Annotated in this window: 21 protein-coding genes; all 21 read right to left on the bottom strand. The window is 28.7% G+C overall.

Going from position 1 to position 22,586, the window contains the following annotated elements:
- A complete protein-coding gene (locus tag ACUXZJ_RS07935; RefSeq protein WP_063743782.1) occupies positions 1-990 on the bottom strand; it encodes a glycosyltransferase family 2 protein in 990 nt (329 codons plus the stop codon).
- Complete coding sequence (locus ACUXZJ_RS07930; protein ID WP_060383072.1) at positions 980-2,524, bottom strand: glycosyltransferase family 2 protein; 1,545 nt, start codon at positions 2,522-2,524, stop codon at positions 980-982. Before ACUXZJ_RS07930 ends, ACUXZJ_RS07935 begins: the two co-directional genes overlap by 11 nt.
- On the bottom strand, positions 2,521-3,624 hold the full coding sequence (locus ACUXZJ_RS07925) for a glycosyltransferase family 4 protein (protein WP_335583220.1): 1,104 nt from the start codon (positions 3,622-3,624) through the stop codon (positions 2,521-2,523). Before ACUXZJ_RS07925 ends, ACUXZJ_RS07930 begins: the two co-directional genes overlap by 4 nt.
- A 43-nt stretch (positions 3,625-3,667) precedes the next feature.
- Entirely contained in the window at positions 3,668-4,546 is an 879-nt protein-coding gene (locus ACUXZJ_RS07920; RefSeq protein WP_063743780.1) for a hypothetical protein, read from the bottom strand.
- An 87-nt stretch (positions 4,547-4,633) separates the two neighbouring features.
- On the bottom strand, positions 4,634-6,034 hold the full coding sequence (locus ACUXZJ_RS07915; RefSeq protein WP_063743779.1) for a hypothetical protein: 1,401 nt from the start codon (positions 6,032-6,034) through the stop codon (positions 4,634-4,636).
- Between the two features lie 11 nt (positions 6,035-6,045).
- The gene (locus tag ACUXZJ_RS07910; RefSeq protein WP_060383076.1) at positions 6,046-6,918 is read right to left on the bottom strand and encodes an N-acetylneuraminate synthase family protein; all 873 of its coding nucleotides are present in this window, start codon (positions 6,916-6,918) and stop codon (positions 6,046-6,048) included.
- Positions 6,908-8,068: an acylneuraminate cytidylyltransferase gene (locus ACUXZJ_RS07905; protein ID WP_060383077.1), complete on the bottom strand. Its 1,161-nt coding sequence runs from the start codon at positions 8,066-8,068 to the stop codon at positions 6,908-6,910. Before ACUXZJ_RS07905 ends, ACUXZJ_RS07910 begins: the two co-directional genes overlap by 11 nt.
- A 9-nt stretch (positions 8,069-8,077) precedes the next feature.
- A complete protein-coding gene (locus ACUXZJ_RS07900; RefSeq protein WP_063743778.1) occupies positions 8,078-8,986 on the bottom strand; it encodes a hypothetical protein in 909 nt (302 codons plus the stop codon).
- A gap of 1 nt (position 8,987) precedes the next feature.
- Entirely contained in the window at positions 8,988-10,424 is a 1,437-nt protein-coding gene (locus ACUXZJ_RS07895) for an MBOAT family O-acyltransferase (RefSeq protein WP_446194654.1), read from the bottom strand.
- A 91-nt stretch (positions 10,425-10,515) separates the two neighbouring features.
- On the bottom strand, positions 10,516-10,947 hold the full coding sequence (locus ACUXZJ_RS07890; protein ID WP_063743776.1) for an acyltransferase family protein: 432 nt from the start codon (positions 10,945-10,947) through the stop codon (positions 10,516-10,518).
- Positions 10,948-10,949: 2 nt separating this feature from the next.
- Positions 10,950-11,810 carry an FkbM family methyltransferase gene (locus ACUXZJ_RS07885; protein WP_060383079.1) on the bottom strand — a complete coding sequence of 287 codons (861 nt, stop codon included), beginning with the start codon at positions 11,808-11,810 and terminating at the stop codon, positions 10,950-10,952.
- A complete protein-coding gene (locus tag ACUXZJ_RS07880) occupies positions 11,803-12,594 on the bottom strand; it encodes a glycosyltransferase family 2 protein (RefSeq protein ID WP_060383080.1) in 792 nt (263 codons plus the stop codon). The genes ACUXZJ_RS07885 and ACUXZJ_RS07880 overlap by 8 nt, the downstream gene beginning before the upstream one ends.
- A gap of 349 nt (positions 12,595-12,943) precedes the next feature.
- Complete coding sequence (locus ACUXZJ_RS07875; protein WP_063743775.1) at positions 12,944-13,822, bottom strand: glycosyltransferase family 2 protein; 879 nt, start codon at positions 13,820-13,822, stop codon at positions 12,944-12,946.
- Complete coding sequence (locus ACUXZJ_RS07870) at positions 13,801-14,967, bottom strand: glycosyltransferase family 4 protein (protein WP_063743774.1); 1,167 nt, start codon at positions 14,965-14,967, stop codon at positions 13,801-13,803. Before ACUXZJ_RS07870 ends, ACUXZJ_RS07875 begins: the two co-directional genes overlap by 22 nt.
- 4 nt (positions 14,968-14,971) lie before the next feature.
- A complete protein-coding gene (locus tag ACUXZJ_RS07865; protein WP_060383083.1) occupies positions 14,972-16,138 on the bottom strand; it encodes a glycosyltransferase family 4 protein in 1,167 nt (388 codons plus the stop codon).
- Positions 16,131-16,787: a hypothetical protein gene (locus ACUXZJ_RS07860; protein WP_060383084.1), complete on the bottom strand. Its 657-nt coding sequence runs from the start codon at positions 16,785-16,787 to the stop codon at positions 16,131-16,133. The genes ACUXZJ_RS07865 and ACUXZJ_RS07860 overlap by 8 nt, the downstream gene beginning before the upstream one ends.
- Positions 16,784-17,818: a glycosyltransferase family A protein gene (locus tag ACUXZJ_RS07855; RefSeq protein ID WP_060383085.1), complete on the bottom strand. Its 1,035-nt coding sequence runs from the start codon at positions 17,816-17,818 to the stop codon at positions 16,784-16,786. The genes ACUXZJ_RS07860 and ACUXZJ_RS07855 overlap by 4 nt, the downstream gene beginning before the upstream one ends.
- Before the next feature lies 1 nt (position 17,819).
- A complete protein-coding gene (locus ACUXZJ_RS07850) occupies positions 17,820-18,749 on the bottom strand; it encodes an NAD-dependent epimerase/dehydratase family protein (protein WP_063743773.1) in 930 nt (309 codons plus the stop codon).
- Positions 18,750-18,825: 76 nt separating this feature from the next.
- Positions 18,826-19,959 carry a non-hydrolyzing UDP-N-acetylglucosamine 2-epimerase gene (wecB, locus tag ACUXZJ_RS07845; RefSeq protein WP_106408008.1) on the bottom strand — a complete coding sequence of 378 codons (1,134 nt, stop codon included), beginning with the start codon at positions 19,957-19,959 and terminating at the stop codon, positions 18,826-18,828.
- A gap of 444 nt (positions 19,960-20,403) precedes the next feature.
- The gene (locus ACUXZJ_RS07840; protein ID WP_060383087.1) at positions 20,404-21,288 is read right to left on the bottom strand and encodes a hypothetical protein; all 885 of its coding nucleotides are present in this window, start codon (positions 21,286-21,288) and stop codon (positions 20,404-20,406) included.
- 10 nt (positions 21,289-21,298) lie between these two features.
- The gene (locus tag ACUXZJ_RS07835; protein ID WP_060383088.1) at positions 21,299-22,585 is read right to left on the bottom strand and encodes an ABC transporter ATP-binding protein; all 1,287 of its coding nucleotides are present in this window, start codon (positions 22,583-22,585) and stop codon (positions 21,299-21,301) included.
- Position 22,586: the final 1 nt, after the last annotated feature.

Genomic DNA, 22,586 nt, shown 5'->3' with positions numbered 1-22,586 from the left:
TTATTGAGGTATTTTGACAAATATACTAATCCATCCCCAAATTCTTCCTAAAGATTCCTGAAAGGCTTCTTTCTTTTTACTTCCTTTAAATATATTGGCAATTCTAATCATAAGTAATATACCTGTTATTACGTGCCATTTACATCTGTCTATAAATTTAGGATTAGGATTTTTCACTCTCCAAACATACCATCCGTTTCTTACTACCATTTTGCCATATTTAAACTTATTAGGTCTTCCCGAAGGTGCATGATAATGGGCTAATCTTGCAGCAGTATTACAATACAATTCCCCTAATTGAGAAGTTCTAATAGTAAAATCAGCATCTTCATATAAACCATACCCTTCAAAATAAGTTGAAAACTGAATCTTTTCAAATAGTTTCTTTCTAAAAGAAGAAACTCCTCCCATTAGTTGTTCTACAGGATATGTTTTTCCACTTGGAGGCAAAAAACTTATACTTCTTCCATGAGCAAATAAAGGCAAATATCCTGGAGGACAGTTAGTATCTAACTTCATTCTTTTACGAAATTTGAATCGACTGGGTTCTTTTCTTATAAATCCATCCCAATAAAAGTACTTTAATCCGATGTTTTCTTTTTGGCTTTTTTCCCACTTCACCTCATTGGTTATATAACCTCCTACTCCTAATGCGTCTGGAAAGGTTAGGTATGTTTTTAGTATTTCTTCAAAATAATTTGCTTCCAAAATAACATCATCATCTAAAAAACAAACAATTTCTGTTTCTTTATTTACTTTTGTAATACCAAAATTTCTTTGACGTGTCAGACCTCGTTCTTCTTCAGAAACTTGATAATATGTCAGATTTTTATACTGATGTGTAAAAAGTGTATCCTTTGTTTCGGAATCGGGCGAACCATCTACAATAATTATTTGATGAGGATATGTTTTTTGCGCTTTTATAGACTCTAATAAATTAGTTAAAGAGCTTTTCCTTTTATAGGTGCAGATAATAACACTAAATTTCATTTTCTTTTAATTTTTCAGCCCATTTTTCACTTATTTTCCATTGTTTTTTAAAATTTAAAAAGTATGCAAGGGGATTTTTTATATTTTGAACTTTATAAAATTTTAAAAACAATACTGTTTTATATCCCTGCAATTGCTTTAGAGAACTATATTTCCTTTTTACATACATTATAGTGGGCGATGGTTTAGGTTTATATACATCATTCTCCCATGAATGTACAAACTTAGTTCTAAATCCTCCAACCGGTGCCTTTAAATGTAATATTGATGGTTCTGGTAAATAGATTATATCACATCCTTTATTTCGTAACTGCATTCCAAACTCTAAATCTTCTCCAAAACCAAATTCTATTTTTTTATCAAAATATATAAAATTGTAGAATCTTCTATTAAAAATACTACATCCTGAACCGAAAATAGTGGTTTGTGATATTTCCGTACATTCATTTTTTTGATTTTTCTGTAAACAATTAAAAACTACCGAGTCTATTTTTAAATTGACAATAAATTCAAATCCTTTTTCTAAAAATTTTGGTTCTATTCTAATATCATCATCTGCTAAAAAACACCATTTACTTTTCACTTCTTCTAATGCTAAGTTACGCGCATTACAAGCTCCTACTTGATGAGTAAAAATATGTTTTATAAAAAAAGGCCAAGATTCACTATTAATATACTCAAGTTCCGAAACACTTCCTTGTACTGAATTTTGCTCTACAATAATAACTGTTTTGGGTAAATGTGTCTGTAAACTTAAATCTTTTAATATATCATATAAATATTTCTTCCTCCCTATAGTGGGAATAATCACATCAATCGTTTCTTCTTTATAATCAATACTTTGTGAAATTCTTTTAAAAATTAATTCATTTCCTTTATTTTTAGTCTTTGAATAAAAGAGAGTTTTTACAAGATTGAAAAGAGTTATTCTTTTTTCATAAACAAGATAATTTGTAAAAAGTAAATAACACCATACTATTTTATAGTGTTGACTTACAAACTTAAAAATTTCTCCTTGTGTTCCTTGTTTTTTTGAAAAGGAATTAATAGAATTTAGTAGCAACCTAGGTTCTGAATAACAAAACAAGCCTAATGGTTGATACAACTTAGCTACTGAATTAAGAATAAAATCAATTGAATTCTTAGAATACCATAAAGCAATAGGCATTTGTAATATAATACTACTATTGATAGCTCCCACTAAACTACTCATTTGCCAAGTGGGATATTTTATTTTTTTATTAATATTAATAAATGGTGAATCTTCAATATAGCCTATATCTTCTGATAAATAATTCGTATTGGGAGTATATGAAATCATTAATCGATCAAAAGACATAATTTTCAAAATATATTCTTTATTTATAAATTCTTGAGCGTCTTCATGACTCCATACTATAATTTCCTCAGGATTTTTTTTTGCTACTTTATAAATAACCTCTCCTATCCTCTTTTTTTTGAAAGGATCAATAAATACAGCATCATCATTAATTATTTTTGTAACAAATGAAAAATTATGTACAATTATAATCATAGTAAACTCTTGTAAAATTGCATATTTTTTTGTACTATTATTTTAACATCAAATTTAGAGGTTACAAATTTAGAGGCTTCTATTCCCATGTTTTTTGCAAAGTCTTCCTCTTTTAATATCCTATTTATTCTTTGAGCATATTTTTTATGATTGGCAGGGTAAACTAGAAATCCACTTTTTCCATCTTCCATTAATTCTTGCGCCCAACCAATATTACTATTTACTATGGCTTTTTGCATAGCCATTGCTTCTATAGTAACCATCCCTAATGTTTCTGCATACGTTGGAAAAACACATACGTTTGATTTTTGAATATAATCTTTTACTTCATTATAGGGAATTTTTCCTAAATATTCTATTTTATCAAAGATTTCTAATTTTTTGAATTCGTTTTGCAATAACTCCCATGTAGAAACTGAATTGGTTTTTATGTCGTAGGAATCATTTCCTATCAGTACTAATTTTGCATAAGGGTTTTCTTTAAATACTTTTTTTAAAATATAGGGAAGTTCAAAAACTCCTTTTTTTCTAATTAATGTTCCTATATATAAAATAAGTCCTTTATCAAATTCTATTGAGTTTGGATTTTGAAATTGCTCCAAATCTAAACCATAATATATTGTCGTAACTTTTTCCTTTGACAAACCAAAAAGTCTGGCGGAAAGTTCTCCTGCAAATTTAGTGGGGGCTATATAAGCTTGCGCCTTTTTAACGGCAAGTGTTTCAAAAAGTTTATTTTTAATTTTTTGCTTTCTTTTTTCTAAATGGCAAAAGTAAGTATCACTTCCATGAAAACGAATAATTAAAGGAACTTTAAAATTCATAAAAGCTGTAATTCCTGTCCAATCGGGGGCTTCTATTAAATTAATTTCTTCTAAATCAATTACTTTATTTACGTATTTTTGAATATATTTTCTATAAAGATACCATTTAACAAATAAATATTTTTTATCTTGAATAAGATGAAAATCAATTCCGTCTTCATTAAATATTTCATTTTTTTTTTGTCTATAAACAAATACCGTAACTTTCACTCCATTAATAACTAGAGCGTTTGCTAAGTTTTTAATACTGGTTCCCAAACCTCCTGTCTGTTTCATTTTGACATGCGGGTATTCTGGAGTTAAAAAAGCTATATGCATATTATTTTTTAAAAAAATCTTGAATTACTCTTTCTGTTAAGACTCTTGCGCCTTCTTCATTCATGTGACCACAACTAGAAAAAAAAACATCTTCATCAATAAATTTATCATAACGTATTATCTCTGGATAAATTTCTTTTATTTTTTTAAAATAATTCATTCCTTTTGTATTTGCACATATAGGTGTTGTTATAGCAATACAATTAATTTTGTTTTGTATACAAATTTTTTTTATTTCTTCATAGTATACATTCGTTTTAGCCTTTCTTAATCTTAGATCATAAGCTAATTCAGTTCCTTTTCCTATCAAAGGAGTAAAACCTCCATTTAACAAATAAGCTGATTTTTTTTCTATTAGGTTTAAAAAAAATTCTCTTAATCCTATTTTCGCTTCGTATTTAATATATCTATAAAAAGGTAGGTAACATAACCAATTGTAACTATCTATTTTATTTTCATAAAATTCTGAAATAACTTTTGTTTTTTTTATAAAAGGCATAAACTTTGCTCTTGTCCCCTCTGAAAATCCTTCCGTGCTAAGATTCAGATCTACTTCAATTAGTACATTTTTAATTTTAAATTGATTTTCTATCATTATCTTTAACAGCAATAGCGTTTCTTGTAACGTAGAACCGCTCATACCGTAATTGTATGTTTTTATCCCCTTATCTACAAATATTTTAGTAATGAAATGATTATTAGCTCTAGATGAGCCTACTATAACAAGATCATATTCTTTTTTTTTAGAATTAACGACATTAAAGATTTTATCTCTATTTATTGAATTTAAATAAACAGAAGTATATAAAACATCTAAAAGAAAAGCACTTAAAAAAATAAGTACAACTATTTTAAATACAAAAATTAAAAATTTCTTCATTCATTTAAAAACAAATAAGTTATCACCAACAGTATTTACTTTTTAAAACTCTTTTTTTCCAAGTACTTACTAATAAAATATTTTTTACTACTTTGTTAAAAGGGTTTTTATTTTATTCCAAATTTTTTCCGAAGCTAAAGTTGGTTCTTTTCCAACTACAATATCAAACCATTTTTTTCCTTCTGAAACATTTGATAGCTTCTCATCTAAAATATTTTTTACAATAGCTGTTAAATCTTTTTTGTCATGTACAAATAAAGCTGCTTCTTTGGAAGGCATGGAACGAAAATGAATGTATTTATAATTTTGACCAATATCGCGAATTCCTTTTTTTAGCTGTGGCTGCTCGTAATCAAAGAACAAGCATGAATTATTATGTGCAACAAAATCAAAAACCATTGAAGAAGCTATGTTGCCTACAAATTCCGTGTGCTCACAAATATTTGATTGTAGGGCAAAATCTTCTTTTGTTGGCATAATTTCGTTCCATGTTTTTCCTATGGGACGCCATAAAGGATCTATGGAAACGATAACGTCTTTATATTTATCTAATATTTTTTGATATCTATCTGTAAAATCTACAGGGCATTTACGATATATAATCCCCAGATTATATCCTTGTTGGTTCAATTCTTTAACTGATATTGCTAAGTCTTCTAAATAATATTGATCCAATGGTGATGTTACGATATCATCTCCAGAGAAGCAAATGTATTTTTTTTCTAAATCTAAATGATGTGTCTTATAAAAATCTTCTTTTGATTGCAACAAACTCGTATCAAAATGGCTTTCAAATTGTGGTGTTCCGGTGACCAAAACTTGTTCTGGTTTTACATAAGGACAGTATTGAATCAATTCGTTTTTCATGTAATCGCTCCAAACAAAATAATAGTCTGGTTCTATTAAGGTTGTTGCTTTAGGCAAATTATCCCAAGAAAATATAAAACTAGCTGTAGGTATTCCTAAATCCTGTGCTGCTAAAATAGGTGCTATGGCTTGCGTAGACCTAGGATTGGTACAAAAAATAAAATCGGGTTTTTGTTCTTGTAGTTGTTTTTTGGAATATTGGTATTTTTCAGTTGTTCGTTCTAATTTTTTTATTTTTTCTCGAATTGTTTTTATGCCTTGTTCATTGGATTTAGTGACTACTAAAAAATCGACGTATAAACTTTTAAAGGCGTTTTTGAATCCTTTATAGGATTGTGGAAAATTATAGGTGTTGTATACTGTTTCTTTATACTTTTTATCAAATAAATTTAACTCTGTTCTTTTTCTGGCTCTTGTAAAAACAGTAGTGAATGGATGTAATTTATTATTGGTAATTTTTATTTCTTCATATCCTATTTCTTTTTTGATATCAAAAGGGGTGTTGTTCCAATATACAATTTCAAATCCTAAATCTTTTCCTATTTGATTAAAATTTGTAAGTGCAAAATTTCGCAGACCAACCCCATCTGGTAGAAAAATAAATATTTTTTTTTGTGACATAAATGTCTTTTTTAAGCTTTTTTAAATTTTAATTTATCTCTTTGGATTTGTTCTATTGGTAAAATGTCTTGTTCTTTATAAGACAATGCTTTATGAACGGCTTTTAGATCTCTTGCTAATTTTCGCATTCCTTCTGGCTCTAAAGATGCTGCATGGTCAGTTCCTTTCCATGTTCTATCTAATGTATAATGACGCTCAATCACATTTGCTCCTAGAGTAAAAGCAGCTATATCTACAGCAATTCCTAAATGATGTCCTGAAAAACCAATATGTTTTACTTTATCACCGTATTTTTGTATTAAGAAATTAATATCTAAAAGACAAACATCTTCAAATGGGACAGGGTATCCTGATGTACAATTATATAATACAAGATCTTTATTTCTATTTTTTTCTACAAAATAGTTAACTAAAGAATCTACCTCATCCTTTGTGGTCATTCCTGTTGAAATATGTATTTCTCCTTTGTAGTTATCACACAACCATTGTAGCATTTCAAAATTATTATTGCATGCGGATGGTATTTTTATAAACTCTGGTTGTAGAGAAGCTATTTCTTTAGCGGATGTAGTATCCCATACAGAGGTAGAATATACGATTCCTAATTCTTCGCAATATTTTTTTAATTGGGCATGTTGATATACATCAAATTCTAAAAATTCTCTATGGGCTCCATAAGTATCGCCATAAGAATTTATAGGATTGGGATGTGGTGAATTGTATTGTTCTTCGGTTAGGAGTTCTTTGTTGTTTCGTTTTTGAAATTTTACGGCATCTACATTACAATATACTTTTGCCATTTTTATAAGTTCTTTGGCAATTTCTATTTTTCCTTTATGATTACATCCTATTTCAGCAATTACATAGGGTTTTTTAAATATCATATCTTTTATTGTATTTCATTATCCATTCACAGGTTTCTCTTATAGCTCCTTCAGAAGAATTTTTATTTAAAATAATGTCTGCGTTGTTTTTCAGCGTTACCGTGGCGTTTTGTGGTGTAAAAGACCAACCAACGGAACAAATACAGGTTAAATCATTTACATCATCTCCTACATAAGCTATATTTCCAAAACTAGTATTTTTATTTAAAACAAAATCTTTTAATAATGAAAATTTATCTTTTACTCCTAAAAAAAGGTTTTTAATTTGTAATTTCTTCATTCTCTCTTCTACTAGTTTGGAATTTTCAGAGGTTATTACAACAACCTCTACGTTATTTTGCCTAAGAATTTCTAAACCCATTCCATCACGCATATCAAATTTTTTCATTAATTCGCCTTCTTTGCTGTAATATACACATCCATCAGTAAAGACTCCGTCAACATCTAGCACTAAATAATCTATTCTTTTTTGTTCTTTTAGTTGTTTTTGTCTTTTAGCTAAAAGCATTTCTACTATTTCCCAATCTGTTAAGCTGTCGATTTCTGTTAATGATTCTTCTGGCATTTCAACTACTGCTATCTTACCGCTTATTCTATTATTAGATTGCAGAAATTCTTTTTTTGTAGTGGCATATATTGCGCCATTTTCTATTAAGAGTCCTTCAAAATCTTGTCTTCTAGGTCTTTTAAATATATCGTAATTCTGGGCTTCACCTTCATTAGACCAAATGAATCGGTGTGTTTTGACAACGCTTAAAGCAGCATCATAATTTTCATTGAGTTTATTTAAAACCTTATTAATATCATTGGATGTTGTAAATGGTGATGTTGCTTGTAATAAGCACAATATATCAAAATCGTAATTAATTTTTTCTGCTAATTCTTTTATGGCACTTTCTGTTGATGCGGTATCGTTTGCATTTTCGGCACTTCTTAAAAGGGGATATACTTTATTTGTCCAAGTGTATTCTTTTTCGATGAATGCTAGTATTTCTTCATCATCCGTAAAAACAAAAATCTTATCTAATTCGGAAAAAATTGCTTCTGTTAACACCCAACAAAAGAGAGGCCGTCCAAGCATTTTTTTTTTGTTTTTTCCTTTGATTCCTTTTGATCCTTTTCGTAAAGGTATAATGCCTATTTTTTTCATATTTAAAATTTATTTTTTACACATCTGATTTAAAAAACCACTTAATTCCCTTGTAAAAATAGTGGCTCCCATCTTATTCAAATGCGATTCATCGTAAAAATACAATTTATTTTGATAAACAGAATTTGTTGTATCGTAAACAAAAAACTTAGAATTATTAAGAGCCAAATCACGTATTCTATTTTCAAAAGCACTACTATGTGCTGCAAAATTGGGTGAAAAGGCAAAAACTACTTGAATATTATTAACCACACATTGTTTTAGGATAGATTGATAAGCTGTATTTTTAATTAATGATTCTCTAGCAATGGAATAGGGTCGAATTTCATATTTATATTTCATTATGAGCTTAGGATTTTTAAAATTAACTGGCATAGAACCGCAAGGAAGTATGGAATCAAATCTTGTAGGCTTACGTTCTAAAGTAAAATTAGTTTTATTCAGTCGCGACAAGCACATGAACCAAGATGTAAAATTACGATCACCTCTGTTAATTAATTCTTGATTTATGTAGTTATATTTCACCAATGGATACAATCTATCCAAACGATACGTTATAGAAGTTGTTGGAATTAACTCAAATGGTTCATCGACTGAAAAAATGATAGTTTTAGGCTTCTTATTATACTTTAATAATGTTTTTAAAATAAAATTATGGAACTCTACGTCTGAACCTGGAAAAGCAATATTATATGCCGATTGTCCTGTTTCTTGTTCTATTTGACTTGCAATGATATTCATTGCACCACGTGAAGATCCTAAAACAATAATATCTTTATTAATTTTCCCTTGTAGGAGTAATTCAATTCGGTTATCTACTTGATAGTTAGGCGACAGATGGATAAATACATAAAAAAGCTTGTCAATTATAAAAAAAACAGCTGCAAATAGGAACGACTTACATAGAAACTTTTTCATACTAAAATTGAAAATAAATAAATTTTTGTTCTTTGGTTCCTAAAATAAAAATAGCGATTAACAAAACCATATAAAATGACCAACGAAAAGCTTTGGTCCAATTAAATCCAAAAGTAGCTAGAGCATAATCATTTTTCCTTCCAATCCACTCAATAGTCATAAAAACAAAAATAAGTATTATCATATTCGTTGGTCTTACCTCTAGAAGGCTCAATAATTGTTTGGTAAATATAGATCTTATGTATTGAAGAGCGTGTGTTAAATTATTAGCTCTAAAAAATATCCAAGCAAAAACGGTTAACATAAAAGTAACTACCATAGCTAAAAACTCTCTAATGGAAGGGAGAGTACCCTCTTCTGCTACTATGTTAATATTATTTCTATTTTTATTAGACAACAACAAAGGTAAAAAGTAAATGGCATTTAACAATCCCCAAATAATAAAGGTCCAATTAGCACCATGCCAAAATCCACTAACTAAAAATATTGCAAAAGTATTGCGAATTTGCATCCATTTTCCTCCTTTACTTCCCCCTAATGGGATGTACAAATAATCTTTAAACCAAGACGACAAGGAGATATGCCAACGACGCCAAAACTCGGCTATATCTCTTGAAAAATAAGGAAATGAAAAATTCTTTAACAATTCAATACCAAATAATCTTGAAGTTCCTAGAGCAATATCCGAATAGCCTGAAAAATCACCATAAATTTGAAACGTAAAAAATAATGCGCCCATAACTAGTGTACTCCCCGAATAGATCTCAGAATTATTAAAGATTAAATTAGCATACTCAGCACAATTATCTGCGATTACAATCTTTTTAAACAAACCCCATAAAATTTGCCGCAAACCATCCACAGCCTGTCCATAAACAAACTTACGTTCTTTTTTTATTTGAGGTAATAGATGGGTAGCTCGCTCTATTGGTCCAGCAACCAAAAGTGGAAAATAAGATACAAAAACGGAATAGGCAACAAAATTTTTCTCCGCAGAAATTCTTCTTTTATACACATCAATTACATACGAAAGTCCGTGAAAAGTGTAAAAAGAAATACCAACAGGTAAAATTATATTTAAAGACCAAGTGTTTATCTGAATTCCAAAGACTCTAAACAAGTCAGAAAAAGAACTTGAAAAAAAATTAAAATACTTAAATACACCTAGAAAACCAAGATTAATGCCAATACTCAACCAAAACCAAAACTTTCTCCTCCTTTTCGAATTACTTCTTTCAATTTGGATTGCAGAATAATAATCCAAAAGAGTAGAAAATACAAGTAAAAAAAGAAAACGCCAATCCCAACGCGAATAAAAATAATAACTGCCCACTAATAACAATAGATTTTGCCTCTTCAAACTTTTTGAAGTAAAGAACCAATAGAAAATAAATATAAGTAAAAAAAATAAAGCAAAATCTATAGAATTAAACAGCATAAATTAGTAAGATAAAGATTGGAGTGTTCTAACTTTTTGTAAAAGAGTGTCGGTTACGGGCTTTCTAATTTTTTTTATATCTTTTAATCTATTATTTGAAATAAAATATAAAAACCAACCCAAAATAAAAATGTTCTTCGACTGCCAATGACCAACTTGCAGCATAAGCATAGCCCCAACCTGTTGCATAATTCTGTAAAAACAATAAGTCTGTTATTATTTTCCTAAAATCTAACGTCGTATCATTCATAAAAAATGGCACCATATATAATAAGTAAAACAAATAAAAAATCGGATAAATTTTAAAACCTCTTCTTATTAAAAAACGTTTCCCATCAATCTTATTATAAATTTTATATTCTTTAAAAAGTAATCCCGAAACAAGAAAACCACTTAAAACAAAAAATAAATCAACTCCAATCCATCCCATATTTTTTGTCCAATAAAATAAAAATTGATGGCGAAACAAAACCAATAAAATTGCAATTCCTCTAAGAAAATCTAGTTCTCTTAATCTGTTCATAACTAATCGAGAATTAAATTTTGATTTATTCCTATTGTTAACTCTCCATAATTTGTTAATTCAAAACCATAATTTGCTAATAATGTCATAATATCTTCGCGACAATCAAACTCATCATGAATTTCAATTGCAATACATTTGGTCTTTTTCAGAAAATCTATGGATCCATTTTTACTAAAAATCTGCTTTTCTGAACCCTCAATATCAATTTTTAAAATATCAATATTTTTAAAATTGGTATCTTCCAGAATAAAATCAACCGTAAAAGCCTTTAAATCTGACTGAATTTCAGACTCTTCAACTCGGATAGCCCAATCAGACTGATCTCTAAAATCATGCACAATTTTTAAACTCGTATTCTTATTCCATAATCCTCCTTTAAACAAATGAGCATCAATGTTATTCTGAAGAAAATTATTTTGAATCATACAAAAATTAGTGCTGCTAGGCTCTATAATAGCTAAATTAACTTTTGGAAAAATGCTTTTAAAATACACAGAAGTGTACCCAACATTCCCTCCTGCATCAATTATATATTCGGGATTTGTTCCAAAAAAAGTACAATATAATTCTACAACTTTTTTATATTCATTTCCTCTAAAAATTTGTCCAAAAACCTTTACATCGCTAGATGGAAATTTTCTTATATATAATTCAATTTTAGAGTCAAATAACCTTACTTTATATTTTTCTGGATCTTCAAAAACTAAAATCCCATTTGAAACAATTAAATGATGATAAAGCTCATGTATTAGTATTTGTTTTTGAGTGGGCTTGAATCCAAAAATTTTTAGTACGTAATAAAAAAATAAGACTATTCTATTTTTAAAATTAATTCTATATAAACTTCTTAGTTTAATCATTTTTTTTATTTAATTGATTAACAATCTTAAATTTAATTTTAAGAATCATAAAATCTCGTTTTAAAGTTTTAAAATATGAGACTGTATTTGATATAACAATTTTTTTAACAAAAGAGAGAAGTATTTTTAACTTATTGGGAAATTTTAGTTCTGTATGTAATTGAAAATGTGCTAAAGTCTCATTTTTCAGTCTTTCTAATTGGGATTTTTCATTTCTTTTTATATCATAAAAAAAAGTTTCATTGATATCGTAAATACTATAACCTAATTTGGTAACACGATTTGACCATTCTTTATCTTCACTAAATACTAATGATTCATCAAATTTTACTTTTTCCCAAACTTCCTTTGAAACTAAACAACATGCTGCCATCAAGCCAAAATCTAATGGTTGTCTCACTTCAAAATTAAATTCTAATGCACGTTCAAAATTTTTTGCAGAATTAATAAAACGAACACCTGCCCAATTTTTTTTATTTTGAATAAATGAAAGAGAATTTTTAAAAAAACTATTTCCCATAGGTATTACATGAGCGCTTAATAATAAAATTATATTATTCTTAGCAGATTTAATTCCCATATTGATTGCTTTTCCATAAGTAAACTTATCTATAAAAATAATTTTACAATTATATTTTTTTGCTATTTCAACACTATTATCATTAGAATAATTATCGACTAAAATAATTTCATCAATATCATCATTGTAAAACTTTGTTAGAATTTTCAAAGTTCGTTCAAGTAATTTGGCTTCGTTTTTATTTCTAATAACAATACTTATCATAGTTTTATTTATTTTATGTAAATTCCTTTAGAAACAATTCTCTCTTCTAATAGTTTCAACTATTATTTTCTTTTAGGTATGAAATTATTTCTGGCAAGAATTTACGAAATGTAAGTTTTTTTTATCTTTGATACAAGTTAAACGCAACGCTTTTTTTAAACAGATACTTAACTTATTTGCAAAAGGGTAAATATTTTTCGTTTAAATATGAAATAACATAAAGTTCATTATTTTGGGATGATATTTATTTCAATTTATGGTAATATTTACTTTTTAAAATCTTTTTTTGTTAGAAGCCAATAGGGATAATATTAATAAACTAAATAAAATTAAGGGTATAAAAGTATATTTAATAGGTTAAGGATTTTACTTTTCTTATTTTATCTATTGTAGTAATAGCTATTGGTTTTCTAAATTTTTTCTTTTTTTTATAGTTTATAAAAATATAGTGTAATGCTTTACAATATAGTTTAAAAAACATTACATCTTGTAGTGCATATTTTTTAAGATTATGTAATAGTAACTTTAAGATAGATACGGCAGGTTGTGGATAATAGTTTAAAAAAATAAAAAAGGTGTTTTGTAATTGCTTTTGAAAACGGTAATAATTCTTTCCTTGTTTTTTTCTCTTAATAAGATCTACCCGATGATTTACTATGATCTGATTAGTATACCATATTTCATAACCTAAATTTAATACTTCTAAGGAGAGACAGGTTTCTTCTCCATAAATATCAATCCATACAGGAAATCCTTTCGTTTTTTCATAAACTGATTTTTTTATGGCAAATCCGCATCCTATAAATTCGTTTGTTTCGTACCATTGAACAGGTTCTTGATAGGAATCTAAGGCAGCTTGATCTGTTTTAAAGATCCCTTTTACTTCCTTAAACGCTAATATTCCAATAACTGAAGTTGTAAACAAAGTTCGTATTTGTTCCTTGTAATTCGTTGAAATTAAATGAGCGTCATCATCTAATCCAATTAAATATTTACCCATGGCATGAGGGTATAAAAAAGCTCTGGCAGGTGAAGCTGATATTCGTGTTTTACCAGAGTACCACTTTACCCATGAAAATTCTTCTTTTAACGTTTCTGTTTCAGGACAAGCATCAATATAAACTAAAACTTCGTCATTTTTTAGATCAATAGCTTGTTTTAGAATTGATAACGTTTTGCTTAGATCATCAGTACGATTATGTGTTACTATGAGGTACGAGAACTCCATTCATTTGATATTTGAAGGTACAAATCTACTATTTTTGACTTAAGAAAGACTCTATCATAATGGTAATTAGCATTGACTATATTTATTTCTTGGGCTTTTTTACGCAACTGAAGATCTTGTAATGCTTGTAAAATTAAATTAGCTATTTCTTGCTCATTTTTTGCATCTTGAATTAAAAATCCATTTTGTCCATTTTGAATCACTTCTTCTGTTACACCTCCTGGGTTTGACTGTATGGGAAAAGCTCCCATTCCCATTGCTTCTAGAAGAGCATTGGGCATACCATCAGACAAACTATTGGCTAAATGTAGTGCACTTTTACCCATATAATCTAACAAAATGGCATTGGGTATATATTTTTTTCTGGCGAAAATTTGCACTTTTTCTTGATTAAATAACGGTTTTGACTGCAAATAATTTACAACAACAGCATCTGCACTGTATACTAACAAATCATATTTTTTGAATAGAGTTGGAATGTATTTTTCTATAGATTTCAATATAACTAGGGCTTTCCCTACTCCATCTTCATATCCTTTTACCATTATAGTTGTTCTATTTTCAACAGCCAAGATTGATTCTTTAGGATAGTCAATTCCTCCATTACCTGGATAAATACCTAAAAAATTGGATTTAAAACCTAGTTGTAACGCTTTTCCATAGTCTCTATCACAATCTGTTATTAAATAATCTACTCTATTTAAAAATTGTTGTACAAAAGAAGTGTCAAGTCCTAGACGTTCGTATTGAAATAAATCACTCCCCCATGAGGAATAGACTAAAGGAATGGTCTTGTTTTTTTTTAATACGGAAAAGACAGGATGCCCTGCTAATTGCATTTCAAATACATGAATAATATCAGGTTGTATTTTATTGATTAGCTGCGAAAAAACAGTAGTTACAGATCGTTCATTTTTTTTTTGAATGGTGGAATAAAAACTTGGCAAATATTTTTTAATTTTTTGTCGAAATGGATAGTTCCATTTCATTTTCCAACCTGGATATTGTTTTACCCAACTAATTTTATCCGAAAACCCTGCACCATCTGTAATATCAAACCAATGTACTTCATAGCCTGTTTCTTTCAATTGATTAGTCCATTGAAAAAAATGATGATTGGGTATGGCGACTAAAAGTATTTTCATCCGACTAATTTAAAAGTTTTTGATAAGCTTCATTAAATTGCTGAATTGAAAAATGAGCCCGCGCATATTTTCTACAATTATCACTTAATTCTTGTATTAATGAAGGCTGCTTAATTAAATGACATAAATGTGTAACTAAATTTGCTATAATTTTATCTTCTTCTAATTCATCTATTAAATATCCCGTAATACCATTTTTAATATGAGAATCAACACCCCCAACATTTGTGGTGACAGGAATACAACCAAAACTCATCCCTTCCATAAAAACCATCGGAAAACCTTCATAAACAGAAGTTAATACTAAAATTGAGGTAGACCGATATAATGTTTTTAATACTTCAATATCACGAATATCCCCTAAAGGTTCAACGCCATAAGATAAAACCAAATCTTTTCTTAGACTAACTCCACTACCTGCCATATAAAATATAGTTTCAGGATATTTTTGTTTAACGAGTTGAGAGGCTTTCAAAAAAAGTTCGGGTCGTTTTTCCTCAGACCATCTACCTATAAAACCAACTCGTATTTTATTTGCAGACTTTGCTGGAACTTTAGATGGTATAGCAACGCCATTAGAAATAACCTGAATATGGGAAGTAAAAGATGATATTCCGGCTCTCAAATAATAATTTGTAATAACAGATTTAGCAACTTCGTTAATTACAACTCTTGTGGTAATAAAACGAGCACTATCAATAATTATTTTTTCTCGGCAATCATCTATACTAAAAGCATGAAATAAATCAATTTTTTTGATATCAACACTTATAAATGGTAAGATTTCATAGTAATAATCAGAATTGGAGCCGAAAACTTTTGTAATATTTTTACTTGCATTTATTTTATTTGCAATACATGAAGTTAACATCCGTATTAACCTAGTATTTTTTTTATTTAGAATATCATTAAGCTCTAAACAACAAGCAAATTGGGTAAAAAAAGGAAGCATATTAGAAGTTGCGGAAGCTTTGGTAAAAAAAACAACACATTTCTTGGGGTGTATTGCTTCTAATATAGCCGCATGTACTTTTTCGGCACCTCCTGTGTGGTAATAAGGAAAAAAGAAAATAACTTCAACATCAGGTAAAACCCGAATCAATTTGAGGTTCAAACAAAATAAATGATAATAACCTATAAAAAGTTTTATTATTTTTTTTAACTTATACATTCTTTTTTATTGCCTTACAACAAACCATAGTATCTCTTTCTAGTAATATTACTTCTTCTACTTGTAATGAAGTGTATTTATGAATAACATTTTTTAAAGTAAATGGGCTGAACCAATAATTATGATCTGGGTGAACTATTTCTATAAACGAATCATCTTCATAATGATTACGATTTATATGACGTTTAGAAAAACAATTTGGTGCGGTAATGTAAAACGTTTGAGCATTTATACTTTCTATTCCTTCTAAAAAAGTTCTAACATTATCTACATGTTCAATAGTTTCTGGAACTATACATATATCGTAACGATTCTCTTTTAAATCGTTAAAATTAGAAAAATAAGGTTGATTTACGTGAGCTTTTAAATGCTCAAGTCCTTCTACATCTACATCAAAACCATGAATAGATCGAGTTACTTTTGACAAAAAAATATGTAAATTATATTCTGGTTTAAAAATGGGCCAATCATTACATCCGAAATGAATTATATCTTTTCCAGCACATATTTGCTTGAAAAATTCAAATCGGTTTTCTACACTCTTTTTATCCACATATTGTACCCAAAAACCATCAATTCTTTGGTACATGGGTAATTCTTTAACAAAGATTTTTTTGTATAGTTTTTTTAATTCGTTAATCATAATCATTTCCCAATAAAATTAAATATTTGTTCTCGGGTTAATCCTTTTTTTTGTAGTATATATCGGGTAACTCTTGTCTTTTTTAAAATTCGTTTAAACAGAATTTGTTTCAAATAAAAAGCTATTCTAGTTCTTTTAAGCATTGGTAAGTGGGTATAAGAACGATACCTGATAACTTCTTGATATAATGAGTCAAAACGTTTTTGCATCCATGGCTCATATATATTTCCTAAGTGAAAAGCAAAATTGTCATCAGTTGATAAACGATACCCGTCATTTTTTAAAACGGGTAAGTCTGTATATTTATACTCACTATCTCCCAAAATTTTGTAAATACTGTTTTCTTTTGGTAAATTTTGAAATACTTCGCGTTTGTAGGTAGCGCAAAAATGAGGACATCCTACTACTGCTTTTACTCCATTGGTAGCATGTAATTTTAGAATGGTATCTTTCCATGTGGGTTCTAGCCATAACCATCCTAAACTTTTGGCAAACATTTCCAATTCCTCTTCATTAGTCACGGATTCAAATTGTAATTTTGAGCTAAAAAAATAATCAAACCAAATGTTATGGGTAAGTTCAAAATGCTTTCTAAAAACAGGAACTGGACTAACTGCCCCTGCTTTTGGAAAAGATTCAAATATTTTTATTACTTGTTCTTCCCATTCGTTTTGAAACAATACATCAGCATCTGTAATGGTAATCAATCGTTCTTCTGCTGTTCGTAAAGCTTTCAAAATACTGTTTATTTTACCTATTCCTTCTCTTTCTATTATTAATTCATCTATAGATCCTTTGGAATATAAAATGCTTAAACGCTGATTAATTAGTACTGAACTGCCATTGCTTATCACTGAAATCTTTAAAGGTGAATAAGCTGTTTTACGAACGGAATGTAAACAAATTTCAAATATTCGAAAAGCATCTTTGTAATAGTCTTCTTCATGTGGAATATGTAAAGGAATTATGACACGATGATCACAAGCAGTTCGTTCCACCAGTTTCCCTATTTTTGTGGGATTGTCTCCTAAACGCATATTAATTAGGTTTTTTATAAAAGGCTGTCAATTTAGCTATCCCTTCCTCTAAAGTTATCAAATCTTTATTTAATATGGAAAGCATTTTTGAATTATCGGGACATCTTCTGGCCATGTCTCCTTCTGGCAGAGCGGGTAAGAATACTATTTTACTTAACGATTGTGTATGCTTAATAATTTCTTCTGCTAAAGACAAAATTGTTTGTTCTTTATGACTTCCAATATTAATGACATCGTTCATACAAAGTCCTTCATTTAATATTTTTACGCAAGTTGTAATATTATCATCTACATAACAAAAAGAACGGGTTTGCATTCCGTCTCCATAGATATAAATGGGTTCATTCTTCAATGCGGCTTTAACAAATCGGGTAATTACAAAATCCTCGCTCTGATTAGGTCCATAGGTGTTAAAAAATCTAAAAATAGTATAATTTAACCCGTATTCTTGTTGATAGGACTTAAAAAAGGCTTCCCCTACATTTTTTACAATTGCATAAGGCAATCTTGAGTTTAATGGTGTTGTTTTTTCATTTTGAGGAATTTCAAAAGGTTCTCCATATACCTCTGAAGAGCTTGAAAAGAATACACGCTCAACACCTGAATTTTTAGATAAACTCAAAATATTTTTAATACCTTCAATATCTTCTAGAACAGAAATTGGATTAGCTAATGTGCGTTTTACTCCTACTACAGCTGCATAATGAAAAACATAATTAAAATCATATCGTCCAAAAATGGGTACGATATCGTTATATACATTACAATTGGCTTTAATAAACTTCACATTTTCTTTTTGTGGAATCTTATGCAGTGAACCCGTAGATAAGTTATCTATAATAACTATATAATTTGAGTTGTCTTCTGCTAGTTTACTTGCTAAAGCACTCCCTACATTTCCTGCTCCTCCGGTAATTAAAATATGTGTCATTTATTGTTTTATTTTGACTTATTATTTACTTTAAAACTCTAAAAATAGAAATAAAAATGAATTACTCATAAGATTTTTATTCATTTAAAAAAGAAGATTTATTTTTATTTTCTATTTTTTGTAATTCTTTTAGTATTTTACTTGATGTAGTTCCATCTCCATAAGGATTCACAGGTAAAACCTCTCCTTGAAATTTATCCAATAATTCAATTGCTTTTTCAACAATTAATTTTTTGTTTGTTCCTACTAAAAATGAAATTCCCGCCTTAACACCTTCTGTTCGTTCTGTAAAAGTTCGAGTAACTAGAACAGGCTTTCCCAAAGTAGGAGCTTCTTCTTGTATACCTCCTGAGTCTGAAATTATCATAAAAGATTGTTCCATTAACCAAATAAACAATGGGTATTCAGCAGGTTCAATTAGTAGAATATTTTCTTTTTTTTCTAATAAAGATGTTACAGGAACTAGAACTTTTGGATTTAGATGAACTGGATATACGATTTGAACATCTGCCCTTTTTGCTAAGGTGAGTAATGCTTCGCAAATCTGAACTAATCCTTTACCAAAATTTTCCCTTCTATGCCCAGTAACTAATATCATTTTCTTAGTAGGATCTAATTGCTCTTTTAGTTTAGATATAGCCTCATTTTCATATCCTATTTTGATTTTATTTACCGCCCACTTCAAAGCATCAATTACAGTATTACCTACTTCAAAAACAGCTTCTGGGTTAATAAGTTCTCGTTGTAAATTTGAAACCGATTGAGAAGTAGGAGCAAAATGATAATCCGCAAGCTTAGCCGTTAATTGTCTATTCAATTCCTCTGGAAATGGAAAATATTTATGAAAAGTTCTTAACCCAGCTTCCACATGTCCTATTTTAATTTGTTTATGAAAAGCCGCTAATGCCACTATTGAGGAAGTTGTTGTATCTCCATGTACTAACACTAAATCAGGTTTCACTTCATCTAAAACAGGATCAATATGTAATAATATTTTGGCACATAATTGATTCAAACTTTGGTTAGGTGACATCAAATTTAAATCATAGTCAGGTATAATTTCAAAAAAATCTAACACTTGATCTAACATTTGTCTATGTTGTGCCGTTACACATACTTTTACATCAAATGCTTCTTCTTTTAACACATGATATAAAGGTGCCATTTTAATAGCTTCTGGCCTAGTCCCAAAACAAATTAAAATTTTCATCACTTTTTTTTATTCGTTACAAGAATACTTATATTTTATCAATTTTTCCGAACAAATCTAAGTTTTCTACCTAAATATTTCCTTCTTTTTTATTTTACAATTATTTTAAAACAAATAATTAATAGCCTATTGAAAATTTCAAATCTTCATTCATATTTTTAAACAAATGCAAATACTTCAAAATTCTATATCTTGAAAAACAGTGACTCTATTGAAATTTAAAAAATATGTTATTAAAATAATCTCATTCAAAAGCTAAAAATTTGATTAAAAAGGAATAGCTTAACTTATCATCAATTTAAATATAAAAATATGATAAAATACGAAGAGATTTCTACTTTCTCACTTTCAAAAACAGTCAATAACATATCTCTTTATACAAATTTATTTTATTAAGAAGCAATCAAATAAGTATTACAAACTAAGCTAGAGATATAGAAAAGATTAATTATTGTATTTTATCCATCTTTTAATATATTTTTTAATCTTTTCACTTAATGGCTTCTTATAGGTTGTTAACTTTTGCCACATTTTAATTTTTTCAACCCAAACATCATCCAACCAAACTTGTAAATAAGCCAAAGAATATCCTGAATCAATAAATTCCTTTGCTTGAGAAACCAATGTAGTACTGTAAATATGAAATGCAGGAGATTCTGTATTTACAAAAATATCAAAATCCATTACTGCTGCACGTGTACAAAAATGTTTGTCTTCTCCTAACCAAGTCATATTTTTTATAGGTTGGAATCGAACACCTGATTCTAATATTTTTCGAGTCAATAAAGTACAAGCCCCTGTAAAACCTACTTCATAAGTTCCTGGTATTATATACGTCATCATACGTTCTAACGAATTCCCCTCTTTATCCCAACAATTAGGCATATAAGAAGCTGCGTACGAAAAATGTGTCCAAAATATCTCTGCAACAAAATCTTTTTTAGCTTGAAATAAATTAATAATTGTTTTTGGATGCAGGACTAAATCAGCATCCACAAAAAATAAATAATCATAATCTTGATTTAAAAAATATCGAATCGCGCTATCTTTTATCAAAGTAATTCGATCGTATAAATCTTCTTCCCAACGCTCTTTTCTTTTTTTAGTATCTGGTTCTATATCAAAAATTGCATTCAACAACAAAGCTTTATTTTGTTTAGATACAAATTCATTTAATATAACAGTACTTTGAGGATCAAGGTTGTCATCAAAGAAAGAAAAAGTAAATTCAAAATCAGCAATCTCTAAATCTAACAATGAGTGAAGATGAAGTTTAACGATTTCATTTGGTTTTCTAACAGGAGAAAAAAGTAATATTTTAGTTTTCATTCTATTTGAATTAAACTTTTTGAATAGACCAATACTGGGGTAGAAGATGTACTCCATGAAGTCTAGACTTAAATTCTCTTTTTATCTGATATTTTTCACTTTTTATTACTTCGAAATACAATAGTTTGTCAAATATCGTGTATTTAGATTCAACAATTGCATCCATAACAATAACAGAAATAAAATACTTACTTGGTACATAATTAATATTTAAGAAATCACAAGCAATTTGAAAACATCCATCTTCTTCAATCTTTACTTCTTCTGCCATAAGGTAAGTTGAGCCTGTAGTCAAAATCTTATCTTCATAATTGTAAATTTTATATTCTATAATTAAAGTCCCTTTAAATCCTTTTGACTCTAGACACATTACAACTTTAACATCTTTATTAAAACCTACTAAATCAACATTTTCAAAAGATTCATTAGCAACGTAAGAATCTATCACAACTAAATTTTCATCAAATGTTGCCAAAGGAAAATTTATCTGAGAATTATATGTTACTTTTAAATATTCGGATATAATGAAATCAGTCTCTCCGATCATTTTAATAGTTCCATGCTCTAGTAAAATAACTTTTTTACAAAGTTTTTTAATTGTAGACATATCATGACTAACAAAAAGAACTGTTCTTCCTTCTCCTTTAGCTATATCTTGCATTTTTCCAATGGCTTTCTTTTGAAATTCTGCATCTCCTACAGCTAACACCTCATCTATAATTAGAATTTCAGGTTCTAAAAAAGCAGCTACAGCAAAGGCTAACCGAACAGTCATCCCACTACTATAGCGCTTAGTAGGAGTATCTATATAACGCTCACATCCACTAAAATCAATAATTTCATCAAGCTTAGAGGTTATTTCTGTTTTTGTCATCCCTAAAATGGTTCCATTCAAATAGATATTTTCACGCCCTGTAAGTTCTGGATTAAATCCTGTTCCAACCTCTAATAAAGAAGCTATTCTTCCTCTTGCTTTTATAACTCCTGTTGAAGGGGTGGTAACTTTAGATAAGATCTTTAAAAGAGTAGATTTTCCTGCTCCATTCTTACCAATGATACCTAATACTTCACCTCTTTCTACCTCAAAATTAATATCTTTTAATGCCCAAACATAATCACTCTCCCCTTTAGTTGTTCTATCATTTGATCCTCCTATTTTTAAATAGGGGTCTTCTTTTCCTCTTATTTTATACCACCAACGATTAATATCATGACTTAAGGTACCCGTTCCGATAACCCCCAGACGATATTGCTTAGAAATATTTTCGACACGTAATATTATATCTCTTTTTTCCATT

Source organism: Flavobacterium sp. TN-1 (assembly GCF_052828645.1).
Note: the sequence above shows the minus strand (reverse complement) of the source record. Positions and strands in the feature narration are given on the sequence as shown.